We start from the raw sequence: 16576 nt of genomic DNA, 5'->3' as shown, positions 1-16576 counted from the left end.
CTCTCAGTTCAGCTTCTGCCTGACTTCGGTGATGCCCTTGGCGAGCAGATCGTCGGCGACCTGGCCCCTGACCGACTTCGACAGGATCGTGGAGGCGGCCTGGACGGCGGCTTCGGCCGCTGCGGCGCGAACATCGGCCACCGCCTGAGCCTCGGCGAGCGCGATCTTGCCCTCCGCGGTCTTGGTGCGGCGAGCGACGAAATCTTCCACCTTGGCCTTGGCCTCGGTTGCGATGCGCTCGGCTTCGCTCTTCGCGTTGGCGATGATGTCGGCGGCCTCGCGTTCGGCCGAGGCGGTGCGCGCCTTGTAGTCGGCGAGCACCTTGGCGGCTTCCTGCTTGAGGCGCGTCGCGTCGTCGAGCTCGGCCTTGATGCGATCGGCGCGATGGTCGAGCGCAGTCATGGCCTTCTTGAAGACCCCGAGATAGCCGAACACGACCATCAGGATCACGAAGGCGATGGCGACCCAGGTTTCAGGATCGAAGAACATATCGATTAACCCTTCAAGGACGCATCAACGGCGGCATTGACCAATGCCGCGTCCGGAACCACGCCCGTGAGCTGCTGCACGATGGTGCCTGCCGCATCGGCCGCGATGCCGCGGACGTTGCTCATGGCGGTCGCACGGGTCGAGGCGATGGTCTTCTCTGCCTCGGCGAGCTTGGCCGCCAGTTGCTCTTCCAAGGCCTTGCGCTCGGCGTCCGCCTGCGCATTCGCCTTGTCGCGGGATTCGTTGCCGATGGCCTGCGCGCGCGAGCGTGCCGAAGCAAGCTCGTTTTCATAGGCCTTCAGCGCCGCTTCGGACTGGTCCTTCAGCTTCTGCGCTTCGGCGAGGTCGCCCTCGATCTTGTTCTGACGCGCCTCGATCGCACCGCCGACGCGCGGCAGAGCGAGCTTGGACACGATCACGTAAAGCGCGACGAAGAAGATCGCGAGCGACACCAGCTGTGAAGCATAAGTGCCGCTCTCGAACGGCGGAAAACCGCCACCGTGACCGCCTTCGGACCCGGTGTGGGCGCCCGCCGCCGGACTTTTCGCCCCGCCATGACTTTCAGCCATGGAGTACTCCTGTTGCAGTCATGCGCGTCGCCTCGGTTGAAGCGGCGCGAAAAATCGTTCTCAGAGCGGAACGAACAGCAGCAGCAGCGCGATCAGCAGCGAGAAAATGCCGAGCGCTTCGGTCACGGCGAAGCCGAAGATCAGATTGCCGAACTGGCCCTGAGCGGCCGAGGGGTTGCGAACGGCCGCGGCGAGGTAGTTGCCGAAGATCACGCCGACGCCGACGCCCGCGCCGCCCATGCCGATGCATGCGATGCCCGCGCCGATAAGTTTTGCTGCTGCCGGATCCATTTTAGACTCCTTGGAAGAAAGATTGGGTTTTGGGTGGAAATTCCCCGGACCGCTCAGTGTCCCGGATGAATGGCGTCGTTGAGGTAGATGCAGGTCAGGATCGCAAACACATAGGCTTGCAGGAACGCGACCAGAATCTCGAGAGCGTACAGCGCGACCGTGAGCGCCAGCGGCAGCACGCCGCCGACCCAGCCAAGGGCGCCGAGCGAGAAGCCGAGCATGGCGACGAAGCCCGCGAACACCTTCAGCGCGATGTGGCCGGCCAGCATGTTGGCGAACAGACGGACGCTGTGGGAAACCGGCCGCAGGAAGAACGACAGGATCTCGATGAACATCACCAGCGGCAGGATGTAGCCGGGGACCCCGTGGGGCACGAAGATCGAGAAGAATTTAAGGCCGTTCTTGGCAATGCCGTAGATCAGGACCGTGAAGAAGACCAGCAGCGCGAGCGCCGCGGTGACGATCAGATGGCTCGAGATCGTGAAGGTGTAGGGGATAATGCCGACCAGGTTCGAAACGCAGATGAACATGAACAGCGAGAAGATCAGCGGGAAGAACTTCATGCCTTCCGCGCCGGCGGTCGAGCGGATGGTGGAGGCGACGAACTCGTAGGAGATCTCGGCGACCGACTGCAGCCGGCCGGGAACCAGCTGCGTGCCGCTGGCGAGCATCAGGATCGAGATGATCGCGACCGCCACCAGCATGTAGAGCGACGAGTTGGTGAAGGCGATCGTGTGGTTGCCGATATGGCCCAGGGTGAAGAGAGGCTCGATGTTGAACTGGTGGATCGGATCGATTTTCATCAGCGCGGCATCTCTTGGTCTGCCGGGCGATGCCGGCGGGTCTCGGTCTGCCGGTCGGGCCCGGCCCGTACCGGCACGAGCCGGCACGATCATTCCTCTCCTGGTGTGGACCGCCTAAGAACCACCGCGCCTGTTTTGACCCGCGCCTGCCGTTCTCACCACATTCACCACGCCGGCGACGAAGCCCAGCAGCAGGAACACGATGAATCCGAAAGGCGACGTCGACAGCAAGCGGTCGAAACCCCAGCCAATCCCCGCTCCGACAACGACCCCGGCGACCAACTCGGAGGATAACCGAAAACCAAGCGCCATCGCCGAGGCTCTGGCCGCTCTGTCCTCACCGTCACCTGCGGGTTGCTCGGTCTTGACGTGGCGGCCGCGAAATTCGGACAACCGCTGATCAAGATTTCCGAGCCGTTCGGAAAGCGCAGCTTCCTCGGGCGATCTATCGCGATCTCCATTCTCGCCGTGTCCCGTGCCCTGTGTCATGCAACGAAGACCCGAAACGCCGCGGTTGAATGGAAATTACGCCCGCCACCCTCAAAAGCCGCGCGGACCATACTGATGGCCCATAATCAAGTCAAGCCAAGTCACGATTGTGTCCATTCCTGTTATGTATTTGATTTATCTTACAATATCGGCGCGGGCGGCAGCGCTGCACACAGCGTGACGCCGCACCGCAGCAGGTCTCCGCTGGATCGGCGGATGCCGTCGCCATTTCGCCCGGCTGCCGGGATCAAAGGGGGCGCCGTGATCGTTCATGTCAAAGGCGCGTTTTGGGCGGCGGATCGCCTCGCCGGGGTGTAGAATTGCGAGACGTGCCACCTTTATGAGCGCCATCTTTGGACGTGCTACCTGCGCGTCGTGGCGGAGAACGCGATGAGAGCAGCGAATTCATCCACAGCATCATGGCTGGCGGCGGCGGCGTTCGCCGCGGTGTTGACCATCAGCGGCGGCTGCCTCGTCGCGCAATCCGCGCCCGACAGCGAAAACGGCCGCTACAGCATGACGCCCATCCCCGAGGGGGTGCTGCGGCTCGACAGCCGCACCGGCACGGTGTCGACCTGCACCCGCAGCGGCGCCGGCTGGGCCTGCTACGCGGTGCCCGATGAACGTACCGCGCTCGACGCCGAGATCGGCAGGCTCCAGGCCGAAGTCGAGACGCTGAAGGGACGGCTTGCGGCGGGGCCGACCGTGTCAGGCAAGATCGACGAGGCGCTGCCGAAAACGGATCCGCTCAAGAAGGCGGAGCCGCAAGCACCAAAGGCCGCCGAGGGCGAGCGCAGGATCGAGATCCCGCTGCCGAGCGACCAGGACGTCGATCGCGTGATGTCATTCCTGGAAAGGGCCTGGCGCCGGCTGATCGACATGGCCAACCGCGTGCAGAAGGACGTGTCGGGGAAGATTTAGCACGTGGCGAGATGCGGTAGGGTGGGCAAGGCCGCGACGCGCCGTGCCCACCATTTTTGTTTTCGTTGCGTGAGTCGGTGGGCACGCTTCGCTTTGCCCACCTATGGCAGCTTTCCGAATTGAGAGAGTGATGATGACATCAGCCAAATCCATCACGCGCTCGGCGCCATCGTCGGTGCAAGCCACCACCATCGCATCGTCGCTGCTGACCGTGCAGACGCCCGGCCGCGGCTTCACCGATCTCACCGCTGAAGCTGCGAAGTTCGTGGCGGAGGCAGGCGCGCGAGACGGCGCGTTGACGCTGTTCGTTCGTCACACCTCCGCATCGCTGACGATCCAGGAGAACGCCGACCCTTCCGTGCTCGTGGATCTCACCACGGCTCTGTCCCGGCTCGCGCCCGAGAACGCCGGCTGGACGCATGATGCCGAGGGACCGGACGACATGCCGGCGCACGTCAAGACAATGCTGACCCAGACTTCGCTTCATGTGCCGGTCCTGAGCGGCAAGCTCGCGCTTGGCACCTGGCAGGCGATCTATCTGATCGAGCATCGCGCCCGCCCGCACCGGCGCGAGGTGGTGCTGCAATTCCTCGGTAGCAATCAGTAGGCCAAAACAAAACCGGCCGCGGAGACCGCGGCCGGTTGGTGTTGATCTCGATCTGCGTCGATCAGGTCGACTTGATATCGACGTCCTTGGTCTCCGGCAGGAAGAACAAGCCGATCACGACGGTAATCGACGCGAAGATGACCGGATACCAGAGGCCCGCATAGATATCGCCCGTCGAGGCCACGATCGCGAAGGCGGTCGCCGGCAGCAGGCCGCCGAACCAGCCGTTACCGATGTGGTAGGGCAGCGACATCGAGGTGTAGCGGATGCGGGTCGGGAACAGTTCGACCAGCATCGCGGCAATCGGGCCGTACACCATGGTGACGAAGAGCACCAGGACGAACAGCAATCCGACGACCGCGGCCACCTGCGGACGGAAGATGTCGAACGGATGCGCCATCTTCACGATGCCCGCATCTCCGGCCTTCGGATAGCCGGCTCCCTGCACGGCGGCGAGCACTGCCGGATTGCCGTCCTTGGCGTTGGCGTAGGGAACTTCCTTGCCGTTGACCATCACCTTCACGCCGGAGCCTGCCGCACCTGGCGTGGTCGAGTACTTGACCGACGACTGCGACAGGTAGGCACGTGCCGTGTCGCAAGGCGAGGTGAAGACGCGGGTGCCGACCGGATTGAACAAGTCGCCGCAACCTGCGGGATCTGCCACCACGTCGACCTTGACCGACTCGATCGCCTTTTCCAGCGCCGGGTTGGCATTGGTGGTGATCATCTTGAAGATCGGGAAGAAGGTCAGCGCCGCGATCAGGCAGCCGCCGAGGATGATCGGCTTGCGGCCGATCTTGTCGGAGAGCACGCCGAACACGATGAAGAAGCCGGTCCCGAGCAGGAGCGACCAGGCGATCAGCAGGTTGGCGGTGTAGCCGTCGACCTTGAGGATCGATTGCAGGAAGAACAGCGCGTAGAATTGGCCAGTGTACCAGACCACGCCTTGGCCCATCACGCCGCCAAACAGCGCCAGCAGCACGAGCTTGCCGTTCTGCCAGTTGCCGAAGGCTTCCGTCAGCGGGGCCTTCGAGCTCTTCCCCTCGTCCTTCATCTTCTGGAAGATCGGGGATTCGTTGAGGCGAAGCCGGATCCAGACCGAAACGCCGAGCAGCAGCACGGAGACCAGGAACGGAATGCGCCAGCCCCATGCCGCGAAGTCGGGTTCGCCGAGCGCGGAGCGCGTGAACAGGATCACCAGCAGCGACAGGAACAGGCCGAGCGTCGCCGTGGTCTGGATGAAGGAGGTGTAGTAACCGCGCTTGCCGTTCGGAGCATGCTCCGCGACGTAGGTGGCCGCACCGCCATATTCACCGCCGAGCGCGAGGCCCTGGGCGAGACGCAGCGCGATCAGGATGATCGGGGCCGCGATGCCGATGGTGGCAGCGTTGGGCAGCAGGCCGACGATGAAAGTCGACAGACCCATGATCAGGATGGTGACGAGGAAGGTGTATTTGCGGCCGACGATGTCGCCGACACGGCCGAACACGATCGCGCCGAACGGGCGCACCAGGAAGCCGGCCGCGAAGGCCAGCAGCGCGAAGATGTCGCGGGTTGCCGGCGGATAGGCCGAGAAGAACTGCGCGCCGATGATGCCGGCCAGCGAACCGTAGAGATAGAAGTCGTACCACTCGAAGACGGTACCGAGCGAGGAGGCGAGAATGACGAACCGTTCGTCCTTCGTCATCCCTCCCGCGCCTGCTTGAGACACAGCCATTGTCGACATGTTGAGTCGCTCCCCGAAAAATCGTTTCCTCGCGCCCTGGATGTCCGGTCATGCCGGATCAACCCAAGCCTTGCCCCCAAGGTAACATTGGCGTGAAACCCGCCCCAATACGACTTTCGGCCTTTCACACTGACGCTCGCCTGACACTGCGAGCCTTCCATCCGGCAACATAGTGCCGGCCTGTGGATTAACCCCGTTGCCGCAAAGGGATAATGTCCACTTGCATGCCACGGCTGGTCGGGAAAGAATTGACCAGGGCCCCGCGCCGGCTTACTGGCCCGGTGCGATTGCCAGCAAGAGAACGATGAACGCTCCCTCGACCCATCTCATCATTGCCGATGACCACCCATTGTTCCGCGACGCGTTGCGGCAGGCGGTGACGGGCGTCCTGAGCTCGGCCAGGATCGACGAGGCTGGATCGTTCGAGGATCTGACCAAGCTTTTGGAACAGACCTCCGACGTCGACCTGATCCTGCTCGACCTGTCGATGCCCGGGATCTCCGGCTTTTCCGGCCTGATCTATCTGCGCGCGCAATATCCGGCTATTCCGGTGGTGATCGTCTCGGCGTCCGACGACAGCGCCACCATCCGCCGCTCGCTCGACTTCGGCGCCTCCGGGTTCATCCCGAAGCGCTTCGGCGTCGACACCTTGCGCGACGCGATCCTCAAGGTAATGGAGGGCGACGTCTGGGTTCCCGCCGACACTGATCTGTCGGCAGTCGCCGACCCCGACATGACGCGCCTGCGCGACCGGCTGGTGACGCTGACGCCGCAGCAGGTCCGGGTTCTGATGATGCTGTCGGAGGGATTGCTCAACAAGCAGATCGCCTATGAGCTCGGCGTCTCCGAGGCCACCATCAAGGCGCATGTCTCGGCGATCCTGCAAAAGCTCGGCGTCGAAAGTCGGACCCAAGCCGTGATCGCCGCCGCGAAAATCGCCGGCGGCCAATGGAAGCAGGGTACCCCGACGGGGTGAGCCTGTAGCGAGCGCCTCTCGCAGCCTGTAGCCCGGATGAGCGAAGCGACATCCGGGACCGCTAGTGCGGCTAGCTAGCGAAAACCCCGGATATAGCTTCGCTCATCCGGGCTACCGGACCTCCTCTGTGTCGCCCCCGTCAATCCGCCGCCGCAAAAATATTCCACTTTACCGAAATTCGGAAATGGCGTATGTGTCGCGCATCCCGGCTCATCCTTGAGGGGCGATCTTGTGGTCGTCATGTTCGCGAGCCGGGCTTGCGGTGGACGCGGCAGCGTTCGGGTGCGAGAGGCCAAGGGCAGGGCGGATTGCTCTCCGTGAGCCCAAGGCTGCGTTCCGACGAGCGGCGCTGCTAGGCTTCGTCTCGTCTGTAAGTTTCCGGCTCCGTCGACAGGGCTGGAAAAACTGCGGCGAAATGGCGAGCCGTGCGTACGGCAAAACCGTGTGGTCCTGGCCGTCGTTGCTACGGTCAAGCCCTGGCGAATGCGGCATCCGCGTCAACCGGCGCGGTGCCGGTGACTTTCGCTGGGACGAGGGAGGCCAAAAGGAACTCGGCTCCCGGGAGAGCACGGCATAAGCCGTCCAACCATCGCGCAGGGAAGGCCGAGTGATTGGCTACACCTGTATGCTGCTGTGCGGTTTCCTTGCGCTACATTTTCGCGCAGCGGACCGCGGGTGCCAGCCGGCACCCGGCCTTCCCTGCGCCCTCTTGGCTTTGAGGGTGGAATGACCAGGCAAAGCTCGGGCGAAACGCGCCGCGAGGACGCGAAGGCATGTCTGCAAGTTGAACCTGAATTGGAGGATGGCGATGCTGCCCTTTGCTCCGTCATTGCGAGCGTAGCGAAGCGTTCCAGCGTCCTACCGCGGAGAGATTCTGGATTGCTTCGCTGCGCTCGCAATGACGCTTTGAGAGAGTGCGCGCCTCACTCCGCACCAGAGTCCGCGTCACAATGTTTGCAACAACTTCTCGGCAGCCTTGATATCCGCTGTTTCCGAGCCCTGGGCGAAGCCTTCATACGCCAATTGAAGCCACCGCTTCGCTTCCTCGCGCCGGCCGCGTTCGACAAGGAGACCGGCGAGATCGATCGCGGCCCGCAGCTCCCAGGCCTTGGCACCTTTGCGACGACTCAATGCCAGTGATTGCACGAAATGGGCTTCCGCTTGATCGGCCTCGGGCTGGGCTCTGGCCAAGAGAACCCTGCCCTTCATGCGCAGCAGCTCGGGCATGTACAGATGATCGCCGCTTTGCTCGACGAGGCGGATCGCGTCGTCGAGCAGGCGCGCGCTCCGCTCGATCTGCCCAAGCGTCATCAAGCCCTGAACAAGCGCGATGTTGAACGTCGTGGTGAGCAACTCGTAACCGGCATCGTGGAGCTCACGCAGACACGTCCCGATCGTCTCGACGCCTTCGGCGGCATTGCCGCGCTGGATCGCCAGCTCGCCTTTGACGCCGCGGCCGACCGCAAGATAGGGCCCCATGGAGCGCGATTCGGCATGGGCGATGAAGCGGTCGATGTTCTCTTCCGCGGCATCGAGGTCTCCGCTCCAGAGATCGATCGAGACCGCCCAGATCAACGCAATGCAGAGCGTGATCGGATGGTCCATCTGGGCGGCCTCGACGACCGTCTGCCGGGCCAGTTGCATCGCATCCGCGGGGCGGCCCTGCAACCAAAACTCGCGCGCGAGCGAGATGCCGGCCCGGTTGCGGTGATCGAAGCCATAGACGGTGCTGATCCGTTCCGTGCCCGGCTTATGCCAGGCGGTCTCCAGCATCGTCAACGCGTCGCGATGCTCGCCGGCAAGATGCAAGGAGACACCGAGGAGCGAATGGGCGAGGGCGAGGGAGGCGGCATCGCCGAGTGTCCCGGCGACCGTGAGGCTTTGCTGCGCATAGCCGAGCGCGGCGTCGAACTGTCCCATCCGCTCGTGGAAGATATGCATGCGCCCGAGCAGCTGGAGCTGGTTCGGCGCGTCGCCGCGCGCCTCGGCGATCGCAAGGCTTCGGCTCAACGCGGCACGCGCCGCTTCGCTGCCGCCGCGCGTGAACATCAAGGTCAGTCCGAGCGCGGCCTGGATGTGCATTTCCTCGGCGCCGCCGCGCGAGGAAGGATCGAGCGCAAGCAGCGCCCGTTCAGACCAGCGCCGGCACTCGACCAGCAACGACATCGCGAGAAAAATTGGCGCTGCAGCTGCGGCCAGTGCAATGCCGATGCTGGCATCGCCGTCCGTGCCAAAACACCAGTCCAGCGCCGCGCGCACGTTGTGAAGCGCGGAGAAGTGGATCGCGCGCTCGTCGGCGCTCGGCACCGTGGCCCATGTCGTGCCGGCCTGCTCCAGCCATTGCCGGTAATAGGTCGCGTGGCGGGCGGCGAGCGCCGCGTCATCAGGTTCGATCTCGAGCAGATAGGCGCGCGTCGTGTCGAGCAGACGGTAACGCATCATGGCGCCAATCGGCCGCGCCGCGACCATCGACTTGGCCACCAGGCCGTCGATGGCATCGAACAGGCGGGAGCGGTCGACGCGTTCGTCCGGCACGATCTCGAGTGCGGCGTCGATAGTGAAGTGACCGGCGAAAACCGCGAGCCTGCGCAGCACGAGACGTTCGATATCGGACAAGAGCCCGTAGCTCCATGCCAGCGTCGCCTGCAACGTCTTCTGTCGCGGCGGCGCCGTGCGCTGGCCCTGCCAGAGCAGATTGAGGCGCTCGTCGAGCAGTGCCGCGGTCTGCTCCAGGCCGTAGGCTTCGACCCGGCCGGCGGCGAGTTCGATTGCCAGCGCCATGCCGTCCAGCTTGCGGCAGATCCCGGCGACGATCGCTGCATTGGCATCGTCGAGCGCGATCTGCGCGCCACCGGCCGTGGCACGTTCGAGGAAGAGTTGAAGTGCAGGATAAGTCTGCGCCGCGGCCGCCGTCAGACCGGGATGGTCGGGCGGAACGGCAAGCGGCGCCAGCCGATACACCTGCTCGCCCTCGACCCGCAGGGCTTCGCGGCTCGTCGCCAGAATGTAGATATTCGGTGCGGCGTGGAAGATCTCGGCGGCCAGCGGGGCCGCGGCTGCGATGACGTGTTCGCAATTGTCGAGGATCAGCAGCATCCGCTTGTCCCGGAGATGCGCGAGCAGCGCAGGCAGGGGATCGTCGGTTTGCGCCGGCAAGCCCAGCATCAGCAGGATCGAGGTGATCACGAGATCGGGATCGCTCAGCGCGGCAAGATCGACGAAATGTGCGGCGTCGGAGAATGTCGCGAGCAGATCGTGAGCGATGGCAACGGCAACGGCGGTCTTGCCGACACCGCCCGGGCCGACGATCGTGACGAAGCGCGAGCGGATCAGCCTGTCGGAGACGGCGGCGACCGCATCGTCGCGCCCGACCATTCGTTGCAGCCGGTTCGGCAGTTTGACGGGCGGCAATTCCGTTCGCGCTACGGTGCGCCGATCTGCCGCGATAGCCGCCTGCGAGATCGGCGCCACGAAGCAATAGCCGCGGCCGGAGAGCGTCGTGATGTAGCGGGCACCGTCCCTGCCGTCGCCAAGGGCCTTGCGAAGCGCCGCGACGTGAAAGCGCAGATTGGCGTCCTCGACTGTCATGCCGGGCCACACCAGCGCCATCAGATCATACTTGCTGACGACCTGGTTCGGCCGCGACATCAGCGCGAGCAGCGTGTCGAAGGCCTTTGCACCGAGCGGCAGCGCGACGCCGTCGCGCATGACGAGTCTTTCGTGCGGCGTCACAGTGAATGGCCCAAACGAGAGGGTTCCCGTTGCGGTGCCGGCCGGCTCGGTCATGGCGGAATCCTGATCTTTTGGAACGGACCGGATAGCCAGATGATCGCAATCCGGCAAGGCCGTCCCACGCCGCGATCGGACCGCGGATGCAGGTCCTGTGAGGCGCGCGAACCGAGACCTCACAACTTCTCACAAGTCCCAACGGGTGTGTCGCGGCAGCCGCTGCTAGTGAGTTGCGCGATGGCAAGGAGACATTCATGACCCAAGCGGCAAAATTGCTCTACACGGCCCGGACCCGCACCAGTGGCGGGCGGCAGGACGGGATATCGCGCAGTTCCGACGGCCGTCTGGATGTCAAGCTGTCGCCGCCGGGCGGCAACGGCATCGGTACCAATCCCGAGCAATTGTTCGCGGCCGGCTGGTCGGCCTGCTTCGAAGGCGCGATGGAAATCGCGGCCCGCAAGCGGAAGATCGAGCTCCCCAGGAAATGTGCGATCGATGCGGAGATCGACCTCGTGCTCGACGAGGGCGCCTATTCGCTCAGGGCACGCCTCGATGTCAGCCTGCCCGGCCTCGATCGCGAGATCGCGCGCGGCCTCGTCGATGAGGCGCATCAGACCTGTCCCTATTCCAAGGCCGTCCGCGGCAACATCGACGTCACGGTCGCACTGATCTGACGCACCACCTCCAACTATCAGAAAGGTAGCAGCATCATGAAACAGATCATCGATCAGCACCGCCGCCAGTTTTTCGGCATCGCCGCGGGAACTGTCGCCGCCGGCCTCGGCGTGATCGGCCTCGCCCGCGCCGAATCGCAAGCGACGCGCTCTTCCGCAAGGAATGCGTCGTTCGGCGCGATCAAGCAGATCGATGCCGGCGTCCTCAACGTCGGCTACGCGGAGGCCGGTCCTGCGAACGGCCCCGTCGCGATCCTGCTGCACGGCTGGCCCTACGACATTCACGCCTTCGTCGACGTCGCGCCAATCCTGGCAAAGGCCGGCTATCGCGTCATCATTCCCTATCTCCGTGGTTACGGCTCGACCCACTTCCTCTCCGCCGAGACGCCGCGCAACGGCGAGCCCGCGGCAATGGCAGCCGATATCATCGCGCTGATGGACAAGCTCGACATCAAGAAAGCGGTGGTCGCCGGTTTTGATTGGGGCGCGCGCACCGCCGACATCATCGCCGCGCTCTGGCCGGAGCGCTGCCGCGCGCTGGTCTCGGTCAGCGGCTATCTGATCTCCAGCCAGGCCGCGGGCAACGCGCCGCTGCCGCCGTCGGCCGAGCTGCAATGGTGGTACCAGTTTTATTTCGCGACCGAGCGCGGCCGCGCCGGATACGAGAAGTACACGCATGATTTCGCAAAACTGATCTGGAAGCTCGCTTCGCCGCAGTGGAAGTTCGACGACGCCACTTTCGAGCGCAGCGCGGCGGCGCTGGACAACAAGGATCACGTCGCGATCACCATCCACAATTACCGCTGGCGGCTCGGACTCGCCCAGGGCGAGGCGAAGTACGAGGAGCTCGAAAAGAAGCTTGCCGCAGCTCCCGTCATCAGCGTCCCGGCGATCACGATGGAAGGCGATGCCAACGGCGCGCCACATCCCGATCCAAGCGCCTATGCCAAGAAATTCTCGGGCCGGTACGACTATCGCCTGATCACCGGGGGCATCGGCCACAATCTGCCGCAGGAAGCACCGCAAGCCTTTGCCAAGGCCGTCATCGACGCCGACGGCGGCGCCTGAGGATTTTGGCAGCGCCTCGGTCCGGCAAGGCCGGACCGAGGCCTGACATGCGAACGCAGTTCAATGAAGCGTCAGCCAAAATGAAATCCGAAAAGTCAAAAGTTCCGTCTTCTACGACGATGATCGTGCTTGCCGTGCTCCTCCTCGTCGTTGTCCTGACCTGCGTGCCCTATCTGGTCACGATCGCTTTCGCGCAGGGCCCGGCGGATGCCTCGCCCATCTTCGGCGTCACTGTGCCGGAGGGCTACAAGCAGTGGGAGCTGATCGCGCCGGCCGAGGAGGCGGCTCCCCTGGACGAGCTGCGTGCCGTCGTCGGCAACAGGACCGCGATCGATGCTTATCAAGACAACAAGCTTCCGTTCCCGGACGGCACAATTCTGGTCAAGCGGGCCTGGAAGCGGAAACAGTCGCCCGAATTTGCGTCCGCGACGATTCCCGGTGAAGCCACCACCGTCCAAGTGATGGTCAAGGATTCCAAAAAATATGCCTCGACCGGCGGCTGGGGATTTGGTCGCTTCATCAACGGCAAGCCGGTCGACGAGGCCCAGCATCGCACCTGCTTCGCGTGCCACGAAGCTCGTGTGAAGTGTCGCGACTACGTGTTTACAAGGCTTGCGCCCTGAGTGCGGAGTTTCACTCCGCAGCCACCATCTGCTGCGTGCGCCACTGGCCGAGCAGGGCGCGCAGCGAAGCCGGCTTGACCGGCTTGTTGAGCACCGCAACCTTTTCGTCGCGCGCAGCCATTTGCACGGCGGGGCTGCGGTCGGCGGTGATCAGGATCGCGGGGATGCCGTCACCGAAGCGGCGGCGGATGTCGCGGATCGCGGCGATGCCGTTGCCGCGGTCGAGATGGTAATCGACCAGCAGGCCGGTCACGCGGCGGCCCGCAGTCTCGATTGCGGCGATCGCGGCCTCGGGATCGGCGACCGCGATCACTTCGGCGTCCCAGGCTTTCAGCAGCGTGCGCATGCCGTCGAGGATCGCGGCGTCGTTCTCGATGCAGACGATCAGGGTACCCGAGATCGAGGTGCGTGCGAGCGGCGTCGCACTGGTCACGGCCGCGGTGTGGGTGATCGCCTTCGCCGTCGGCACCGTCACGGAAAACACCGAGCCGCCGCCGACATTGGAATCGATGGCAATGTCGTGCTTGAGCACGCGCGCCAGCCGCTCGACGATCGACAGGCCCAGGCCGAGGCCGCGGGCGATCCGCGCACCCTGCTCGAGGCGGTGAAATTCCTTGAAGATCTCGCCGCGCTTGACCGTCGGGATGCCGACGCCGGTGTCGTAGACGCAGATCTTCAGCGTGGCGCCGCGGCGGCGGCAGCCGACCAGCACGCGCCCGCGTGGAGTATATTTGATCGCGTTGGAGATCAGGTTCTGGAGCAGCCGCCGCAGCAAGAGACGATCCGACTCGACGGGCAGCGAACACGGCACGAACACGAGCGCCAGATTCTTCGCGCGTGCGATCGGCGCGAACTCGATCTCCAGCGAGCGCATCAGATCGGCCATCTTGAAGCTCGAGATCGAGGTCGTCATCGCGCCGGCGTCGAGCCTGGAGATGTCGAGCAGCGCGCCGAGAATTTCCTCGATCGCCTGGAGCGATTCGTCGATGTTCTCGACCAGCCGTGTCTCCTCGCCGCTGTGCTGACGCTCGACCAGGCTCGTGACATAGAGCCGCGCCGCGTTCAGCGGCTGGAGAATGTCGTGGCTTGCGGCGGCGAGAAAGCGGGTCTTGGAGATGCTGGCGTCTTCGGCCGCGCTCTTGGCCAGCGCCAGCTCGGAATTCAGCCGGGTCAGCTCCTCGGTGCGGTCGCGCACCCGCTTTTCCAGCGTCGCATTGGCCCTCTCCAGCGCTTCGGCCGCCTCGAACGTGGGCGTGACGTCGGTGAAGGTAATGACGAAGCCGCCGCCGGGCATGCGGTTGGTCAAGATCTCGATCACCATGTGGCGGTCGGGCAGGCGCTCGAGATAAGGCTCGCCGTCGGTGGTGTAAGCCACCAGCCGGCGCTCCAGCATGGCCTCGCGCTCGATCGGATCGGCCGGCTCGCTCACGCCCATGAATTCCAGGATTTCACGCAATGGCGTGCCGAACTGGATGAAATGCGGAGGAACGTTGAGGAGATCGCCGAACTGCCGGTTGGAGCAGATCAGTTGCAGATCGGCATCGAACACCGCGATGCCCTGGCGCACATGGTTAAGCGCGGTCTGGAGGATCTCGCGGTTGAAATGCAGCGCCGCATGGGAATCGTCGAGCAGTTTTAGCGCAGCCTTGGCGGAGACCGTCCGTTTGCGCAGCAGCAGCGACATTACGAGACGCGAGGAGGCTGCGCCGATCGAGGAGGCGATCAGGTGCTCGGCGTGCTGCAGCAGCTCGAAATCGGCGGGCGCCCCGGACTCCAGCCGCACATTGCGCCGCGCGGATAAGGCCTCGAACGAATGCCGCGCGCGGTCAGGCCCGAGATATTGCGCTACCGTGGTCTGGATGTCCTGCACCGTGACCGTGGTGCGCCAGCGGCGGAAATTCGGGGAAATTGGCGCGAGCGTGTTGGGGACGAACAGATCGGCCTGGACCAGCTCGATCGAAGACGGCCGGCGCGCCAGCGACAGCAGCACGTAGGTGAGGATGTTGAGCGACAGCGACCAGACCACGCCGTGCATCAGCGGCGGCAAATCGGCGCCGAACAACGCCTGCGGCCGCAGCGCCTCGATCCCGAACGGGCCGTGCTGGAGCAGCAGGATGCCCGCCGTCGAGGTATCCATGAAGCTCGGGATGAAGAGCGTGTAGAGCCACACTGCGAAGCCGACCAGCATGCCGCCGATCGCGCCGCGCGCGGTCGCGCGCCGCCACAGCAGTCCACCGAAGAAGCTTGGTGCAAGCTGGGCGATGGCGGCAAAAGACAGCAGGCCGATCGCCGCGAGCTGGGTGTTGCCGAGCGCGCGGTAGTAGAAATAGGCCATCACCATGATGGCGAAGATCGCGAGCCGGCGCGAACGCAACAGGAAGTCGCTGAAATCGGCACCGCCGGTGCGCCCCTCCGGCCGTCGTTGCAGCACCAGGGGCACCACGAGGTCGTTCGAAACCATGATGGAGAGCGCGACGCATTCGACGATCACCATCGCGGTCGCCGCCGACAACCCGCCGACGAAGACGGCGACGCTGAGCAGATCCGCGCCGCCCTCCATCGGCAGCGCCAGCACGTACATGTCAGGATCGGCGGCGCCGAACGGGAAGCTGACGAGGCCGGCGAGCGCGATCGGGATCACGAACAGATTGATGGCGACGAGATAGAGCGGAAACAGCCAGCGCGCGCGACCGACCTCGGCGTCCGAGGAATTCTCCACCACGCTGACGTGGAACTGGCGCGGCAGCAGCATGATCGCGCACAGCGACAGCAGCGTCATGGTCAGGAAGTTGCCGATCGACGGCGAATAGTTGATGACGCGCACCGCCTCCGGTGTCTTCATCGCGCGCTCGATCAGTTCGTGCGGCGAGAACATCCAGAACGTGACGAAGGTGCCCGCAGCGAGGAAGGCGACGAGCTTGATGATGGATTCGGTTGCGACCGCCAGCATCAGGCCGTGCTGGTGCTCGGTGGCGTCCGTCTGCCGCGTGCCGAACAGCACCGCGAAGGCCGCCATCGCCAGCGTCACGATCAGCGCCACGTCGCCGATGATCGGGATGTGGGAGAAGGCCTGGTCTTCGCTCAGGATGGTTTCGAGCGAGGAGGCGACCGCCTTGAGCTGGAGCGCGATGTAGGGCACCGAGCCGATGATGGCGATCAGCGCGACGGTTGCCGCCACTGCCTGGCTCTTGCCGTAGCGCGCGCCGATGAAGTCGGCGATCGAGGTGATGTTGTGGGCCTTCGCGAGCTGGATCACGCGGCGCAGCACGCCGGCTCCGAGTCCGATCATCAGGATCGGGCCGACATAGATCGCGAGGAAGTCGGTGGAGGTGCGGGTGGCGAAGCCGACCGAGCCGAAGAAGGTCCAGGAGGTGCAGTAGATCGCCAGCGACAGCGGATAGATCAGCCCCGAGGCGCGGCCGCGCCCGGCCGGCGAGCGGCGGTCGCCATGGCTCGCCACCAGGAACAGAAAGCCGATATAGCCGAAGGCGGCGGCGATCACGCCCCAATCGTGCAGCATGGCGAGCGTGCTTCTCCCGGGGCGCGCGCTGGCCGCGCCCGATCTCATTTTCCCTGTAAATCTAGCGCGTTGGACGGGTGGAGGCGACAGC

The 16576-nt window shown here is 64.6% G+C and carries 14 protein-coding genes; 6 read left to right on the top strand and 8 right to left on the bottom strand.

Going from position 1 to position 16576, the window contains the following annotated elements; genetic code table 11:
* Nucleotides 1–3 precede the first annotated feature (3 nt).
* The 5 genes from IVB07_RS35675 to IVB07_RS35655 form a co-directional block, all read right to left on the bottom strand.
* Entirely contained in the window at nt 4–489 is a 486-nt protein-coding gene (locus IVB07_RS35675; RefSeq protein ID WP_018459995.1) for a F0F1 ATP synthase subunit B, read from the bottom strand.
* 5 nt (nt 490–494) lie between these two features.
* Nucleotides 495–1058, bottom strand: coding sequence for a F0F1 ATP synthase subunit B' (locus IVB07_RS35670; protein ID WP_018459994.1), 564 nt, complete (start codon nt 1056–1058; stop codon nt 495–497).
* A gap of 60 nt (nt 1059–1118) precedes the next feature.
* Complete coding sequence (locus IVB07_RS35665) at nt 1119–1349, bottom strand: F0F1 ATP synthase subunit C (RefSeq protein ID WP_007599451.1); 231 nt, start codon at nt 1347–1349, stop codon at nt 1119–1121.
* Between the two features lie 53 nt (nt 1350–1402).
* Nucleotides 1403–2152, bottom strand: a complete 750-nt coding sequence (locus tag IVB07_RS35660) for a F0F1 ATP synthase subunit A (protein ID WP_018459993.1) — start codon at nt 2150–2152, stop codon at nt 1403–1405.
* 114 nt (nt 2153–2266) lie between these two features.
* Nucleotides 2267–2641 (bottom strand): AtpZ/AtpI family protein, encoded by a 375-nt coding sequence (locus IVB07_RS35655; protein WP_018459992.1) that lies wholly within the window; start codon nt 2639–2641, stop codon nt 2267–2269.
* 390 nt (nt 2642–3031) lie between these two features.
* Between IVB07_RS35655 and IVB07_RS35650 the strand changes: the two genes are divergently transcribed.
* Both IVB07_RS35650 and IVB07_RS35645 read left to right on the top strand, forming a co-directional pair.
* Nucleotides 3032–3562, top strand: a complete 531-nt coding sequence (locus IVB07_RS35650) for a hypothetical protein (protein WP_026233920.1) — start codon at nt 3032–3034, stop codon at nt 3560–3562.
* Between the two features lie 133 nt (nt 3563–3695).
* Nucleotides 3696–4169 (top strand): secondary thiamine-phosphate synthase enzyme YjbQ, encoded by a 474-nt coding sequence (locus IVB07_RS35645; RefSeq protein WP_026233919.1) that lies wholly within the window; start codon nt 3696–3698, stop codon nt 4167–4169.
* A gap of 61 nt (nt 4170–4230) precedes the next feature.
* Here IVB07_RS35645 and IVB07_RS35640 read toward each other — a convergent pair whose 3' ends face one another.
* On the bottom strand, nt 4231–5856 hold the full coding sequence (locus IVB07_RS35640; RefSeq protein ID WP_018459988.1) for an MFS transporter: 1626 nt from the start codon (nt 5854–5856) through the stop codon (nt 4231–4233).
* 343 nt (nt 5857–6199) lie between these two features.
* Between IVB07_RS35640 and IVB07_RS35635 the strand changes: the two genes are divergently transcribed.
* Entirely contained in the window at nt 6200–6871 is a 672-nt protein-coding gene (locus tag IVB07_RS35635) for a response regulator transcription factor (RefSeq protein ID WP_018459987.1), read from the top strand.
* A gap of 945 nt (nt 6872–7816) precedes the next feature.
* On the opposite strand, the gene IVB07_RS35630 is transcribed toward IVB07_RS35635, so the two are convergent.
* Entirely contained in the window at nt 7817–10657 is a 2841-nt protein-coding gene (locus IVB07_RS35630) for a winged helix-turn-helix domain-containing protein (RefSeq protein ID WP_018458155.1), read from the bottom strand.
* Between the two features lie 197 nt (nt 10658–10854).
* On the opposite strand from IVB07_RS35630, the gene IVB07_RS35625 reads away from it, so the two are divergent.
* The 3 genes from IVB07_RS35625 (at nt 10855) to IVB07_RS35615 (ending at nt 12965) form a co-directional block, all read left to right on the top strand.
* Nucleotides 10855–11274 (top strand): organic hydroperoxide resistance protein, encoded by a 420-nt coding sequence (locus IVB07_RS35625; protein WP_018458156.1) that lies wholly within the window; start codon nt 10855–10857, stop codon nt 11272–11274.
* A gap of 36 nt (nt 11275–11310) precedes the next feature.
* Nucleotides 11311–12342: an alpha/beta hydrolase gene (locus IVB07_RS35620; protein ID WP_018458157.1), complete on the top strand. Its 1032-nt coding sequence runs from the start codon at nt 11311–11313 to the stop codon at nt 12340–12342.
* Between the two features lie 119 nt (nt 12343–12461).
* Complete coding sequence (locus IVB07_RS35615) at nt 12462–12965, top strand: cytochrome P460 family protein (protein WP_018458158.1); 504 nt, start codon at nt 12462–12464, stop codon at nt 12963–12965.
* Nucleotides 12966–12975: 10 nt separating this feature from the next.
* On the opposite strand, the gene IVB07_RS35610 is transcribed toward IVB07_RS35615, so the two are convergent.
* The gene (locus tag IVB07_RS35610; protein WP_026233515.1) at nt 12976–16485 is read right to left on the bottom strand and encodes a hybrid sensor histidine kinase/response regulator; all 3510 of its coding nucleotides are present in this window, start codon (nt 16483–16485) and stop codon (nt 12976–12978) included.
* Between the last annotated feature and the right edge of the window lie 91 nt (nt 16486–16576).

Source organism: Bradyrhizobium sp. 172 (genome assembly GCF_023101065.1).
Taxonomy (GTDB): domain Bacteria; phylum Pseudomonadota; class Alphaproteobacteria; order Rhizobiales; family Xanthobacteraceae; genus Bradyrhizobium; species Bradyrhizobium canariense_D.
The sequence above is the reverse complement of the archived record's forward strand: the minus strand, read 5'-3'. Positions and strand labels throughout refer to the sequence as shown.